This is a genomic window from Paucilactobacillus nenjiangensis (assembly GCF_005405445.1).
GTDB classification, from domain to species: domain Bacteria; phylum Bacillota; class Bacilli; order Lactobacillales; family Lactobacillaceae; genus Paucilactobacillus; species Paucilactobacillus nenjiangensis.
The window spans coordinates 24,120-37,665 of record NZ_BJEB01000016.1 but is presented as its reverse complement, the minus strand read 5'-3'; the positions used below and the strand labels follow the sequence as shown (position 1 = coordinate 37,665).

The 13,546-nt window shown below is 38.8% G+C and carries 14 protein-coding genes; 4 read left to right on the top strand and 10 right to left on the bottom strand.

Features of this window, described 5'->3' with window-relative positions; translation table 11 throughout:
• Positions 1 to 126: 126 nt before the first annotated feature.
• From FFM59_RS03905 to FFM59_RS03880, 6 genes are all read right to left on the bottom strand, one after another.
• Entirely contained in the window at positions 127 to 1,326 is a 1,200-nt protein-coding gene (locus FFM59_RS03905; protein WP_137601738.1) for an aminotransferase class I/II-fold pyridoxal phosphate-dependent enzyme, read from the bottom strand.
• 158 nt (positions 1,327 to 1,484) lie between these two features.
• Complete coding sequence (locus FFM59_RS03900; protein ID WP_137601737.1) at positions 1,485 to 2,303, bottom strand: DUF6681 family protein; 819 nt, start codon at positions 2,301 to 2,303, stop codon at positions 1,485 to 1,487.
• 12 nt (positions 2,304 to 2,315) lie between these two features.
• Positions 2,316 to 2,714 carry a hypothetical protein gene (locus tag FFM59_RS03895; protein WP_137601736.1) on the bottom strand — a complete coding sequence of 133 codons (399 nt, stop codon included), beginning with the start codon at positions 2,712 to 2,714 and terminating at the stop codon, positions 2,316 to 2,318.
• 170 nt (positions 2,715 to 2,884) lie between these two features.
• Positions 2,885 to 3,322: a Fur family transcriptional regulator gene (locus FFM59_RS03890; RefSeq protein ID WP_137601735.1), complete on the bottom strand. Its 438-nt coding sequence runs from the start codon at positions 3,320 to 3,322 to the stop codon at positions 2,885 to 2,887.
• An 86-nt stretch (positions 3,323 to 3,408) separates the two neighbouring features.
• On the bottom strand, positions 3,409 to 3,966 hold the full coding sequence (locus FFM59_RS03885; RefSeq protein WP_137601734.1) for a guanylate kinase: 558 nt from the start codon (positions 3,964 to 3,966) through the stop codon (positions 3,409 to 3,411).
• Positions 3,967 to 3,972: 6 nt separating this feature from the next.
• Complete coding sequence (locus FFM59_RS03880; protein ID WP_137601733.1) at positions 3,973 to 4,398, bottom strand: bis(5'-nucleosyl)-tetraphosphatase; 426 nt, start codon at positions 4,396 to 4,398, stop codon at positions 3,973 to 3,975.
• Positions 4,399 to 4,519: 121 nt separating this feature from the next.
• Here FFM59_RS03880 and FFM59_RS03875 point away from each other — a divergent pair, with 121 nt between their 5' ends.
• The 4 genes from FFM59_RS03875 to FFM59_RS03860 all read left to right on the top strand — a co-directional run bounded on the left by FFM59_RS03875 (position 4,520) and on the right by FFM59_RS03860 (position 9,559).
• Complete coding sequence (locus FFM59_RS03875) at positions 4,520 to 5,911, top strand: amino acid permease (protein ID WP_137601732.1); 1,392 nt, start codon at positions 4,520 to 4,522, stop codon at positions 5,909 to 5,911.
• 135 nt (positions 5,912 to 6,046) lie between these two features.
• The gene (locus tag FFM59_RS03870) at positions 6,047 to 6,469 is read left to right on the top strand and encodes a MarR family winged helix-turn-helix transcriptional regulator (RefSeq protein WP_137601731.1); all 423 of its coding nucleotides are present in this window, start codon (positions 6,047 to 6,049) and stop codon (positions 6,467 to 6,469) included.
• A gap of 10 nt (positions 6,470 to 6,479) precedes the next feature.
• Positions 6,480 to 7,886 carry a DHA2 family efflux MFS transporter permease subunit gene (locus FFM59_RS03865; protein ID WP_137601730.1) on the top strand — a complete coding sequence of 469 codons (1,407 nt, stop codon included), beginning with the start codon at positions 6,480 to 6,482 and terminating at the stop codon, positions 7,884 to 7,886.
• Positions 7,887 to 8,161: 275 nt separating this feature from the next.
• Positions 8,162 to 9,559: a DHA2 family efflux MFS transporter permease subunit gene (locus FFM59_RS03860; RefSeq protein WP_137601729.1), complete on the top strand. Its 1,398-nt coding sequence runs from the start codon at positions 8,162 to 8,164 to the stop codon at positions 9,557 to 9,559.
• Between the two features lie 173 nt (positions 9,560 to 9,732).
• Here the strand turns inward: FFM59_RS03860 and FFM59_RS03855 are convergent, their stop codons facing one another.
• From FFM59_RS03855 to FFM59_RS03840, 4 genes are read right to left on the bottom strand one after another with little or no spacing between them, the layout of a single operon-like run.
• Complete coding sequence (locus FFM59_RS03855) at positions 9,733 to 10,803, bottom strand: ABC transporter substrate-binding protein (RefSeq protein ID WP_137601728.1); 1,071 nt, start codon at positions 10,801 to 10,803, stop codon at positions 9,733 to 9,735.
• Complete coding sequence (locus FFM59_RS03850; RefSeq protein WP_137601727.1) at positions 10,800 to 11,624, bottom strand: ABC transporter permease; 825 nt, start codon at positions 11,622 to 11,624, stop codon at positions 10,800 to 10,802. Before FFM59_RS03850 ends, FFM59_RS03855 begins: the two co-directional genes overlap by 4 nt.
• Complete coding sequence (locus FFM59_RS03845) at positions 11,621 to 12,430, bottom strand: ABC transporter permease (protein ID WP_150203653.1); 810 nt, start codon at positions 12,428 to 12,430, stop codon at positions 11,621 to 11,623. The genes FFM59_RS03850 and FFM59_RS03845 overlap by 4 nt, the downstream gene beginning before the upstream one ends.
• Positions 12,431 to 12,439: 9 nt before the next feature.
• Positions 12,440 to 13,525 (bottom strand): ABC transporter ATP-binding protein, encoded by a 1,086-nt coding sequence (locus FFM59_RS03840; RefSeq protein WP_137601725.1) that lies wholly within the window; start codon positions 13,523 to 13,525, stop codon positions 12,440 to 12,442.
• Positions 13,526 to 13,546 lie beyond the last annotated feature (21 nt).

The window sequence follows — 13,546 nt, the reverse complement described above, 5'->3', positions numbered from 1 at the left end:
TAAATTATACATTTTTTTCAAATTTATGGGTACTTTTGTTTTAGTGCGCCGTAAATTTATTTTGTTTCATATAAAAATATAAAAAAAGACCCAATTCTAAGAATAGAATCGAGTCAAATGAGCTAATTAAGCATTAGCTGCTGTTTTAAAATGTGCATCAACAAATTTACCAATTCGAACCATCGCTTCTTGAAGGTTTTCCATCGATGAAGCATAGCTGATTCGAATGTAGCCCTCTCCCCCTGGTCCAAATGGTGAACCAGCAACGACAGCGACTTTTTGTTCAGCTAGTAATTGACGACAGAAATCCCAGTCGCCAATATTCCATGATTCAGGGATCTTACAAAATGAGTAAAATGCTCCTTGTGGTTTTGTTGCAGTAAAACCAAAGCTAGTCATTTGTTCGTAAACAAATTCACCACGTTTTTGGTAATCTTTACACATTTCAAGGCCGTCTTCGAATCCGTTGGTAAATGCTTCTTCTGCTGCGTCTTGGGCATTATAAGTGGCCGTAGTAACAGTGAATTGATGCATTTTAAAGAGTTCTTTTTGAATGTCTGCTTGAGCGGCAATGATACCAATTCTCCAGCCAGTCATCGCATGGGACTTTGAAACACCATTAATCAAAATAGTTTGTTCAGGTAAATATTCAGCGACTGACACATGCTTTTCACCATAAGTCAGTTCACTATAAATTTCATCAGCAATTACGAAGACATCACGGTCTGCCAGCACGTCAGCAATCGCCTTCGTGTCAGCGCGACGATAAGTAACTCCCGTTGGGTTTGAAGGGAAGTTCAGAACAACGGCTTTAACTTTATCGCCGTGTTCATCCAAGGTGGCCTTCAATTTTTCAGGACTTAAAACAAAGTCTTCTTCGGCAGTATTAATGAAGACAGGTACAACACCATGAGCCTTCAAAATTGAAATATACATTGGCCAAATTGGAGTTGGCACAATAATTTCATCACCGGGGTTGGTTACTGCCATGACAGCAGTGGCGATGGCTTCAGTGGCCCCCACCGTAACCAAAATATTGTCGGCGGTATAATTTAGATTATATTTTTTATCGAGGAAATTAGCGGCAGCTGCACGGAGCCCAGGAGTTCCGGCAGACTGTGGATAGTGCGAATGGTTATTTTCAATACTTTTGATTGCTGCTTGTTTAATATGTTCAGGCGTATTGAAATCCGGTTCACCTAAAGTCAATTTGATGACGCCAGGGATTGCCGATGCCTCCTGATCAAATGCTCGAATACTTGATGGCTTGGTGTCTGCGAGTTCATTATGCATGCGTCCTAATAACTGTTGTACCTTTTCGCTCATTTCTATCCCTCAATTCTGTAAATTAAAAGTAAATTAAAAACTGATTATAATATAGCAACCACACGGCTCTGTGTCAAAATGAATTTATTTTAACCGCCGACTTCTATACAACTTATCCAGTTTTACTCAATTAGATTCAAAAAAAGAGACCTTTCAGTCTACTTTTCATCTTTGCCTTTATAGGCGACTTTCACGTTCAATTCGTATGGTCGATCATGTTCAATCGTGGTATCGCTTCGGCCAGCGAACTTTTCTGGACCGCCAGTAATAAAGACATTGGCTAAGTAAATATGGTAGTCTTCTTGGGCAGATTTGACATCAGTTAGCCCCACACTGCTCAGATGGCCAACTGCTAATCGTTCCATTTTATTCAAACCAATGAAAATTTCTAACCGTCCACCAGTTGGCACCAATTCAAAATAAGGCACCACTTGATTTTCAACTAATTTTTGAGTAGATTTATCTTCGCGACGGCTGCGTTTTAAAATTTCTTTTTCCGAACGATGACCGTAATCAGCCTCTAAAATATCTTCACGCACCAGTTGTTTCACAATGCATCGTAAATTGGCTTGCTCATGGTCATTGATGGCCACGTCTGCCGGCAGAATTTGATCATTAGAAAAGAGTCCATTTGCCGGAATGTTAGACGACTTGCCAAGTTCTTTAGCCAAACGTTCTGCTTCAGTTAATCGTGGTCCACCCAATAATTTTTCAATTTTTGGTGAAATATCAAATTTTGCTTTTTTATCAGTGAAGAAGTAAATAAAATTTAACACCACAAAGTACATTAATGCCAGAAAGGCTAACATAAATAACAGGCCGCGGACATAGGCGCCATTTTTTAAGAGTCGAAAGGCCACGTAAAACAAATAAAATTCACCAAAGAAACCAACCACAACATAGGCTTGGTTTTTTAATTTTGTATTCACATTAAAATAACCCAGTGAACGGTTAATCATATCCAAAATCGTTAACATTGTAATTGTCTCCTATTCGCTTGTAGTATCGGTCGTGGTGCCGGTAGTTGAACTCGTTATTGAGCTAGATCCAGTCGTGGTTGTTCCAGCGGTTGAGTCGGCCGTTGAGTCATCTGTATCATCTGTATTATCAGTCGTGGTCGAGTTTGCGCTGGAAGTTTTGGTACTTGAGTTATCTACCGTTGTATCCGGAGTTTCACTTGAACTAGTTTTTGAACTACTGTCTTTAGGTGCACTTTCTGAGGTTGAAGAGTGTGAACTTGAACTCACACGGACACTAGAAATTGATGAAGCTGGTGCCCCTTCACTCGTATGCGTGGTCGTATTTACTACCACATTTGTGGCGCTTAATGCCAAGACAATCGAGACGATTGCAAACGGCGTAATAAATGGTGGTGTGCGATATGCCATATTCCGTATTTCTCCTTTGATAGCTTTAAATACATTTTAAATCATAATCTCGAATTTTTGCAGACTTGATTGTTAAGGATTGTATAAGTTTAATGATATGTTCAATCATCAAACTTCATTCAACAGACAAAAAACGATAGTAAAATTAAGATTCTACTATCGAACAGTCATTATTTTTTTGCTTTACAGTTGGCACATAATCCGAATAATTCGAATCGGTGACCCTCAATTTCTGCGCCAGGTAATTGTTGTTCAAAAAAAGCCATATCAATGGGACACATTTCAATTTCTTGAACTAAGCCACAATTTGAACACACGAAATGGTGATGATGCATATGCTTATAGTCACATTGAAACTTGACTTGCATCTGATCATTTTTAACGTGCGTTTCAACAATGCCAATTTCTTCAAACTCTTTGAGATTGCGATAAATGGTATTGTGACTCATCCCCGGATAAAGCTGACGCAAATATTCATCCACTTTGGTGACGTCTAAATACCGATTTTGATTGTCAGCTAGATAGTCGACCAGTGATTTGCGTTGCTTGGTTAATTTATAATTTTCATCTTTTAAAATTTTGAGTGCTTGACCTGCTTCTGCAGCCATAGATTTCCTCCGCTAAATAATAACGATTACGCTTTACACATATTAGCACAGATTTACGAACAGCACCACACAGGTTGCTTTGTAGCTTAATCTTTCAGTTGATCCATGATGTGCCCTAGTGCAATCTTGGTTTGATTCCAATCATCATTAGCAATTACATGTGAATGGCCATCCAGTTGCTTAGGTATTTTTAAATCTCGATGATATTCTGCACTCTTAATCCGTTGTACCAAAGCAATTCGTTCGTCTCCTCGTGAAGCTAGGCGATCTTTCAATGAATCAGGTTCACTGACGGTCAAGAAAACTATTACTGCCTGGTCACCTAACTTTTGCTTATAAGTCACGGCGCCCTTTGTATCGAGCACAATTGTCACTAAATCATCTTTTTCCCATGCCTGATTTAAGCCTTCCATTGAAGAACCATACAAGTTGAAATCATAAGTGACTTGTTCCAACAAATCGAGTTTTCGCATCGATTCACGGGTTTCAAAATTATAATCAACACCGTTGGTCTCGCCTTCACGTGGCTTACGGGTGGTATGAGTAATTACTTTTGGTAAATGATATTTGCTTTGCAGATACTTACTCACTGTTGTTTTACCGGAGCCAGTTGCACCTGTAATTACCAATACTCGTTTCATCATTTCATCCTACTTTTCATTTTGATTTTCGAGGTGTTCATTGACTTGATCCAACAACCCTTTTAAATTGTCATACGTCAGTCGTTCTCGGGCTGTTCTATAATTTAACCATTGCGAACCATCAATTTCAACTGTTTGTAACTCAATAAATTGATTACCGTGCACTTTAGCGGTAAAAAGAGTCATTTCCTTGTGATTGCCATTGGGCAAATCATATTCAGTTTTCACTTGAAAACTTTCGTTAATCGCTAAATCTAATTGTGTTTCCTCAAAAATTTCTCGGTGTGCCGTGGTGATTAAATCCTCGCCAGCTTCGACGTGGCCCTTCGGAAATCCCCAGAAATGTCCTTGATTGCCGCTTTTTAATAGTAGATATTGAATCTCATTTTCTTTTAATCGGTACACAACTGCACCACTAGTGATTTCTAATGACATTTTTTTAACATCCTTTATAAGTAGTATTATTTCAATTTTAACGTTATTTTAATTATAATCAACTTATGGTAAAATTTATTGCAGATTGTTTTTTCAATAATGTAAAGAGGTGGTATGTTAGATGTTCTCAAAATTTTTACGTAAAGAAAGTCTAGATAGATACCTAGAAAGTGACCGTCATTTTGCTAAAACGTTGTCAGCTTTCGACCTAATTGCCCTTGGGATTGGTGCAGTTATTGGTACTGGTATTTTTATTCTTCCTGGAACCGTGGCCGCCACAACTAGTGGCCCTGGTATTATTCTATCATTTTTCTTTTCCGCCATTGTCTGTGCTCTAGCCGCAATGTGTTACGCCGAATTTTCATCTGCTTTACCAGTTGCTGGTAGTGCATATTCATACGGTAACTTGGTCATGGGTGAAATCATTGGTTGGATTCTTGGTTGGGCATTAATCCTTGAATATATGTTAGCCGTAGCTGCTGTTTCAACGGGTTGGGCTGCGTATTTCAATTCATTTATCGAGGGCTTTGGACTACACGTGCCAAAGGCAATTTCCGGTTCATTTGACCCAGCTCATGGTACATACGTTAACTTGGTCGCCGTCTTGATTGTGGTAGCTATTTCATTTTTACTTTCTCGTGGAATGAGTACTTCCATGAAAATTAATAATTGGGCCGTAATTATTAAAATTGCTATTATTCTAATTTTTATTGTGGTTGGAATTTTCTTTGTAAAACCACATAACTGGCATCCATTTTTACCATATAAAATGAGTGGTGTTTTCCAAGGAGCGGCAACCGTGTTCTTTGCTTATCTTGGGTTCGATGCGGTTTCTTCATCAGCGGCCGAGGTTAAGAATCCGAAACGCAATATGCCAATCGGAATTATCGGTACATTACTGGTAGCCACGATTTTGTACATGGCCGTGTCAGTTGTCTTAACTGGAATGGTTAAATACACGCACTTGGATGTTGCTAATCCTGTCGCTTTTGCAATGCAAGTGGCACATCAAGATTGGGCTGCTGGATTCATTTCTATCGGTGCCTTAATTGGTATGTTTACGATGATGGTTACGATGATCTACTCAAGTTCTCGTCTGGTATATTCAATTGGTCGTGATGGCTTATTGCCAACGTTCCTGAACAAAATTACTGAGAAACACAAAATTCCTTTGAATGCACTGATTGCGGTAACCATTATTATCGCCTTCATGGGTGGCTTGGTTCCTCTAGATCAATTAACTAGTCTAGTTAATATCGGAACCTTATTAGCATTTACCTTTGTTTCCTTTGGAATTATTCCACTTCGTCGTCGTAAAGACATTAAAAACGAAGGTGGCTTCAAGGTACCTTGGTATCCAGTTCTACCAATCGTTTCAGGCCTGGCCTGTATTGCGATGTTGACTCAACTTCAATTAGAAACTTGGGTCGGTGCGGGTATCTGGTTCTTAATCGGCTTAGTAATTTACTTCGCCTACGGATTCAGACACAGTAAGATTGCCAAAGATAATTAAAAACAGAATTAATCAAGGATATATGCGCAAAGCGAAAGTTTTGTCATATATCCTTTTTTTCTTGCACATAAATTAAAAAACGAGTATAGTAATAAATCGTTAGTCTGCTAACGATATTTAGAAAGAGGTATTTTCATGGAACAAAATCTAGCCCGGTTAATCAAGAAAACCAGCAATCAGATGACGCGTAAATTCGACAAATTTGCCCGTGAATTTGATTTAACTAGCGTCCAGATTTCGGTAATTGATTACATGTCTCAAAACCCAACGATTGAGATTCAACAACGCAATGTTGAACATGAATTTAACATTCAGCGGTCAACTGCCACGGTGTTATTACAGAAAATGGAACAAAAAGACTTGATTATTCGTACCACTTCAAAAGATGATGCTCGTCAAAAAACATTGAACCTCACGGATAAAGCAAAGGCATTGGCGGTGGATATTTCAGCTTATAGTGATCGTCAACAGGCTCGCATTACCCAACAATTTTCGACAACAGAAGTCGAAACTTTCAAGAATATTCTTGAATACATCACAGAAATCAACAAGGAGTAAATTTATTATTATGGATGGAACAGATCAAAAAATTTCAAGTAAAGTTATTATGGCAATTATTGCGACAGGGATTATGTCGTTTTGTGGGGTGGTCGTCGAAACCGCGATGAACATTACCTTCCCTACCTTAATGAAACAGTTCGCTGTTTCAACCAACACCGTGCAATGGATGACCACCGTTTATTTATTGGTGGTTGCAATTATTGTGCCATTATCAGCAACACTGAAACAAAATTTTAAAACAAAGAATTTATTCATTTTTGCCAATTTAATGTTTATCTTAGGTGTCGCTACTGATGCCGTTGCACCCACTTTTTCACTCTTATTAATTGGCCGTGCCATTCAAGGAATCGGTACTGGAATTGCCCTCCCACTCATGTTCAATATCATTTTAGAACAAGTACCCATGAGTAAAATTGGGATGATGATGGGGATTGGAACACTAATCACCGCCGTTGCTCCGGCTGTCGGTCCGACATTTGGTGGCGCCGTAGTTAGTTCCATCGGATGGCGTTTCATTTTCATCTTCCTCTTACCATTGTTGGTGATTTCATTTATTCTTGGAGTACTGAGCATTCAGCAAAAGAGTGAAATTCGTCGAACTAAATTTGATGTACTTGGATTCATTTTCATTATTCTCGGATTAGCGGGGTTAATCTTTGGCTTTAGTAACCTTGGGAGTGAATCCTTCATGTCACTAAAAATTGGCGGCTCAATCTTAGTTGGAATTATCGGAATGGTGGCCTTTGTCTGGCGTTCAGCCACGATTGATAACCCAATTATCAATGTGCGCGTGTTGAGCAATCCTAATTTTAGCGGTCACGTCTTTGCCTTTTTCGTCTTTCAGTTAGTGTCACTTGGATTATCATTCCTACTCCCTAATTACATTCAAATTGTGAATCACGGTTCCGCCGTGTTAGCTGGATTAATTGTCTTACCTGGTGCGTTAATCGGTGCAGTCTTTGCACCTTTAGGTGGACGAATTTTAGACCGTGTTGGTGCTAAAATCCCACTGACGATTGGTTCAACCATCGCTTTGATTGTACTGTGTGTCTTTGTCTTAATGGGGACCCAATTTTCAAATCTGTTAATGGGAACATTGTACTTCTTCTTCATGATTGGGATTGGCTTGAGTTTTGGTAACCTAATGACGAACGGTTTAAAGCAAATCGACGGCAGAATGCGCAGCCACGGAAATGCCATTTTGACTACCATGCAACAATTTGCTGGAGCCGTGGGAACTTCTTTGACAGCCGCTTTTGTCGCTGCTAAGCAAACTGCTAATGTCACGTTAGCCCATGGAACAGCACTTGGTTCACATTCAGCATTAATCTTTTTAATTTGTGCCATGATTGTCGAATTTATAGTCTTAATTAAAGTAGTTGATTTTCCATTTAAGCATCACGATAACAAATAAAATTTATTAATTTAACTTCGCTTAACGAATCAGGTTGAGCGAAGTTTTTTTGTCGTTTGACCGACGAATTGGCCTTTCATTCATTAAAAATTTCGTGTATAGTATTATCCTGTTAGCTTCATCACGTCTAAAATAGTAGCGTTGATCTTGAGGAATCTTCGTGAGATGTGCCGCCAATTAATTCAAGTTACCCACAATTTTTTGGATGCAGAAATAACAATATTTAATTATATTCTCGGGTATATTTCTGAAATCAAAAAGGAGTAATTTTTATTATGGACACATCTAATCAACAAATCTCGACTCGCGTATTCTTGGCAATCATTGCCGCTGGAATTATGTCATTTTGTGGTGTAGTCGTTGAGACCGCCATGAACATCACTTTCCCAACTTTAATGAAACAATTTGGAGTTTCCACTAACACTGTTCAATGGATGACGACCGGTTATCTATTAATTGTGGCAATTGTCGTTCCGCTATCAGCCACCTTAAAACAAAATTTTAAAACTAAATCACTATTTTTATGTGCCAACTTAATGTTTATTCTTGGTGTGGTGATTGATTCAATCGCACCGACTTTCCCCTTGTTATTGCTTGGCCGAATGATTCAAGGCTTAGGCACTGGAATTGCCCTTCCCCTAATGTTCAACATCATCTTAGAACAGGTCCCAATTCATAAAATTGGAACCATGATGGGGATTGGAACGTTAATCACCTCTGTCGCTCCCGCAATCGGTCCGACATTTGGTGGTAGTGTGGTTAGCTCCATCGGCTGGCGTTATATCTTTATTTACCTGTTACCGTTGTTAGTAGTTTCATTAATTTTAGGTATTTTCAATATTCAACAAAAAAGTAAAATTGAACACAATAAATTTGATTTACTTGGTTTTATCTTCATTACAATCGGTTTGGCCGGCTTAATTTTTGGGATGAGTAACTTAGGTAGTGCAAGCTTTGCCTCGCTCAGTATCGGTGGTGCCTTTATCCTTGGTGCCGTTGGTTTAATCTTGTTTGTTTGGCGGTCACTTAAAATTGATAATCCTATTATCAATTTAGCCTTACTCAAAAATCTAAACTTTAGTGGTCATGTAATTGCCTTTTTCGTCATTCAAATGGTGTTATTAGGACTCTCATTCCTATTACCAAACTTTATCCAGTTAGTTAATCATGATTCTGCCATTTTAGCAGGGCTGGTTGTTTTACCAGCAGCGTTAATTGGTGCCGTTTTTGCACCTTTAGGCGGACGTATTTTAGATCAACTGGGTCCAAAGATTCCGCTGACTTTAGGTTCAGCTATTGTTTTAATCTCATTAATCATCTTCTGTTTGCTTGGTAATACCATGTCCAACCTATTAATTGGATCACTGTTCTTCTTATTCATGATTGGAATTGGGCTGAACCTTGGGAACCTAATGACCAATGGTTTAAAACAAGTTGATAGCCATTTACGGACACAAGGAAATGCCATTCTAAGTACCACCCAGCAATTTGCTGGCGCGGTTGGTACATCTTTATGTGCTGCCTTAGTTGGTGCCAAGCAAACTAGTAACGTAACTCTAGCTCATGGGACTGCCTTGGGAACTCATTCCGGGATAATTTTCTTACTAGTTGGGATCATCATTGAGTTAATCGTCATTGTCAAAGTCGTTGATTTCCCATTTAAAACTAAATAATTGAACCAAAAAAAAGCTTCTGAAGGAAAATTACTTTCAGAGGCCTTATTTTTATTAGTTGCGTTCAATAAGTTTACAATTTCGTCTAGTTACAAATATCAAACATAAGCAATCCACTTATTTTTGATATTCTAGACTACACTCAATTGCATCCCAACTTATTTCACAGCCTTTTACTTACTCATCTTAAATTCTAAGAATAAATCATTATAGTTGCCAATTACTTTCAGGGGTAAATCTTTGTAAACTTCTAAATTTTTGACCGTCGATTCAGCTGGATAAAACTGTTTATCGTTACGGACATCCGCCGGTAAATATTTCATTGCAGCTTTATTTGGAGTGGAATAACCGATATATTCAGCATTTTGCGCTGCGTTTTTAGGCTCCAACATGAAGTTAATAAAGTCATAGGCTGCAGCCTTATGTTTGGCCGTTTTTGGAATGACAATATTATCAAACCACATATTACTGCCTTCATCCGGCACTACATAATGTAAATGCTTATTATATGACATCATTTCAGATGCTTCACCAGAATATGTCACCGCAATTTTAGCTTCATTTTGTTTCATGTACATTTTAATTTCATCGGCTACCACTGCTTTAACATTAGGCATTAACAAATTCAATTTTTCTTGAGCACTTTTGAGTTCACTGTAATTGGTTGTATTCATACTATGACCTTGGGTAATCAACGCCACGCCTAACATATCGCGGGCACTATCGGTCAACATGATGCTCTTTTTAAACGCTGGATTCCATAATTGGTCCCAATGCTGTACCTGGTCAGCTTGTACAAATTGATCGTTATAAACAATGCCTAACGTACCCCAAAAATAAGGAATGGAATAATCATTATTCGGATCAAACGACAAATTGAGAAAACGGGAATCGATATTCTTATAATTACTTAATTTTGATTTATCAATTTTTGCAACTAAGCCACTTTTAATCATCCGTTGGACGGTGTAATCACTAGGCACGGTCAAATCATAGCTCGTCCCACCCTGCTTAATTTTAGTCAGCATAGCTTCGTTACTATCAAAAGTTTCATAAACCACGTGGTAACCAGTTTGCTTTTCAAATTTAGTGATTAAATCTGGATCAATATAGTCGCCCCAATTATAAATATTGAGAACTTTTTTTTCATTGGACGTTGTTTTGGCATTCATTTGGTGATTCAAACCGGCGATGACCGCACAAACCGCTAAAATGCCAACGAAGATTGCGATTAATTTTTTCATTGGGCATTCGGTCCTTTCATCATCTTATTCCGATTAACACGGCGTGAATGGCCGTAACGTTCCAAGACGTAATAGCCAACCACTAATAATAACGACACCAAGAACATCAAAGTCGATAGCGCGTTGACTTCCAAGTCAACGCCTTGACGCGCACGAGAATAAATCTCAATCGAAAGCGTTGAAAAGCCGTTCCCAGTCACAAAGAATGTCACCGCAAAATCATCTAGTGAATATGTGAACGCCATAAAATAACCCGCAAAAATGCCAGGGGTAATAGTTGGTAAAATTACCCGAGATAAAGCTTGCCACTTTGAAGCGCCTAAATCATAAGCTGCATCGATCATCGTGCGTGGCATTTCATTAATCTTGGGGAGAACCATCAAAACCACAATTGGAATTGAAAAGGCAATATGACTCAATAAGACTGATGTAAAGCCTAATTTAAATCCTAAAAAAGAAAAGAAAATCAAGAAACTGGCACCAATAATGACGTCTGGTGAAACCATCAAGACATTATTAACCGACAGGACCGCATTCTTAGCGGAACGGCGCTTCAACTGATTAATCCAGAGTGCGCCTAATGTGCCAATTAGTGTTGCCAGCAGCGAGGACAGTAGCGCTATCACCACCGTGTTCAGCACAATTGAGATCATCCGTGTATCTGACAGTAACGTCGTGTAGTGCTTCATGGAAAAGCCAGTGAATTTATCCATCGTGGCTCCCGTATTAAACGAGTAAAAGATTAGATACGCGATCGGCAAATAAATCACAATAAAGACGAATACTAAATATAAATTACTCAACTTAAACTTTGCTTTCATCGCGATTGACCTCCTTTACTCTTGCGTTCACGAGTCAAGAACATCACCACGAACATCGCAATAATCAAAATCACGCCAATTGTGGAACCCATCCCCCAGTTTTGCGTCACTAAGAAATGCTCTTCAATTGCCGTTCCTAACGTAATCACGCGATTCCCACCAATCAATCTGGTAATCATGAAGAGTGATAAGGAAGGAATAAAAACCGCTTGAAACCCAGACTTAACTCCTGGCATCGTCAAAGGCACAATCACCCGCTTAAAGGTTTGCCATGCACTGGCTCCTAAATCACGACTCGCATTAATCAATGACGGATTAATTTCATCCAAGGAATTAAAAATCGGTAAAATCATAAACGGAATTTCAATATAGGAAGCAACGAAAATAAAGCTAAAATCAGTGAACAAAATTTGATGTGAACCAGCCCCAACAAACCGCAAAAAATCATTTACCGAACCATTTTGACTAAAAAGGCCAATAAATGCGTATGTTTTAAGTAGGAGGTTAATCCAAGTGGGTAAAATGATTAATAACAACCACAAACGTTTATTTTTGAGGCGGTTCAACAAGTATGCCGTTGGATAGCTAATTAATAAAGTAAAAAACGTAATTAAAAAGGCATACCAAATCGAATTGAAGGTCATTTTTAAATAGGTCGTCGACTCAAGGTACGAAGTATAATTGCTAAACGTAAAATGACCGGTAATGTCAAATAGCGATTGATACAAGATTAAGGCCATCGGTGCAACGACAAATAAGGCAATCCACGCTAGATATGGAACCATAAAAAATGATTTTTTCTGCATCTCCATCACCTATTCCTCGTAACTATCTAAACGGGCATCGAACGTTTCTTCATCCTCACCAAAGCGCATGATATGAATGTCTTCTGGATCAAAGACTAACCCGACTTGTGCACCAACCGTGGTTTGATGAATTGAATTGATTGTCCACTCATGGTCATCAGCATCATGGCCAGTAATTTGATAATCGACCCCACGAAATAATTGTGAGTCGACAGTCACTTGCATCTTACCCTTATCAGCCGAAGTGATATCTAAATCTTCAGGACGAATGACAATCTCTACTGGTTCGTTTGGTCGCATCCCCGCATCGACACATTCAAAATCTTTATGATCAAAATGGACTAAATAGTCCGCCGTCATGGTACCCGGCACAATATTACTTTCACCGATAAAATCTGCGACGAAATGATTAATTGGCTCATCATAGATATCCACGGGTGTGCCACTTTGTAAAATGCGTCCATCATTCATGACAAAAATTTGGTCACTTAAGGCCAACGCTTCTTCTTGATCATGAGTCACAAAGATAAACGTAATCCCCAATCGTTGTTGGAGGGCCCGCAGTTCAACTTGCATTTCCTTCCGCAACTTATGGTCTAGCGCCGATAGTGGTTCATCAAGCAACAACACTTTGGGTTCATTAGCAATCGCTCTGGCAATTGCAATCCGCTGCTTTTGGCCACCAGACAAGGCGTCAATCTCACGATTTTCATAACCACTCAATTGCACCATCCGTAATGATTCAGCCACTTTTGCTTGGATGTCCGTCTTACTCATTTTCTTTAATTCGAGGCCAAATGCAATGTTTTGGCTCACATTGAGATGTGGAAAGAGTGCGTAATCTTGGAAAATCGTATTAATTGGCCGTTTATTAGCTGGTGTTAAGTCAATGCGTTTACCTTCAAATAAGATTTCACCACTGGTTGGATCCTCAAAGCCCGCAATCATTCGTAAAATCGTCGTTTTACCGCTCCCGGAAGGGCCCAGCAAAGTATAAAATTTACCCGATTCAATTTCAAAATCAATCTTTTTTAGGACTGGTGTATCATCATATTTCTTACTAATATTTTTAAATTCAATAATTGGATTTGCCAATTTTGTCCCCCATTTCAGCGA

Bases quoted from the DNA above. Each gene is read 5' to 3' on its own strand.
- FFM59_RS03905 (WP_137601738.1), bottom strand. From the start codon at position 1,326: ATGAGCGAAAAGGTACAACAGTTATTAGGACGCATGCATAATGAACTC.
- FFM59_RS03855 (WP_137601728.1), bottom strand. From the start codon at position 10,803: ATGAAAAAATTAATCGCAATCTTCGTTGGCATTTTAGCGGTTTGTGCG.
- FFM59_RS03845 (WP_150203653.1), bottom strand. From the start codon at position 12,430: ATGCAGAAAAAATCATTTTTTATGGTTCCATATCTAGCGTGGATTGCC.
- FFM59_RS03870 (WP_137601731.1), top strand. From the start codon at position 6,047: ATGGAACAAAATCTAGCCCGGTTAATCAAGAAAACCAGCAATCAGATG.
- FFM59_RS03850 (WP_137601727.1), bottom strand. From the start codon at position 11,624: ATGAAAGCAAAGTTTAAGTTGAGTAATTTATATTTAGTATTCGTCTTT.
- FFM59_RS03875 (WP_137601732.1), top strand. From the start codon at position 4,520: ATGTTCTCAAAATTTTTACGTAAAGAAAGTCTAGATAGATACCTAGAA.
- FFM59_RS03885 (WP_137601734.1), bottom strand. From the start codon at position 3,966: ATGATGAAACGAGTATTGGTAATTACAGGTGCAACTGGCTCCGGTAAA.
- FFM59_RS03890 (WP_137601735.1), bottom strand. From the start codon at position 3,322: ATGGCTGCAGAAGCAGGTCAAGCACTCAAAATTTTAAAAGATGAAAAT.
- FFM59_RS03865 (WP_137601730.1), top strand. From the start codon at position 6,480: ATGGATGGAACAGATCAAAAAATTTCAAGTAAAGTTATTATGGCAATT.
- FFM59_RS03895 (WP_137601736.1), bottom strand. From the start codon at position 2,714: ATGGCATATCGCACACCACCATTTATTACGCCGTTTGCAATCGTCTCG.
- FFM59_RS03860 (WP_137601729.1), top strand. From the start codon at position 8,162: ATGGACACATCTAATCAACAAATCTCGACTCGCGTATTCTTGGCAATC.
- FFM59_RS03900 (WP_137601737.1), bottom strand. From the start codon at position 2,303: ATGTTAACGATTTTGGATATGATTAACCGTTCACTGGGTTATTTTAAT.
- FFM59_RS03880 (WP_137601733.1), bottom strand. From the start codon at position 4,398: ATGTCATTAGAAATCACTAGTGGTGCAGTTGTGTACCGATTAAAAGAA.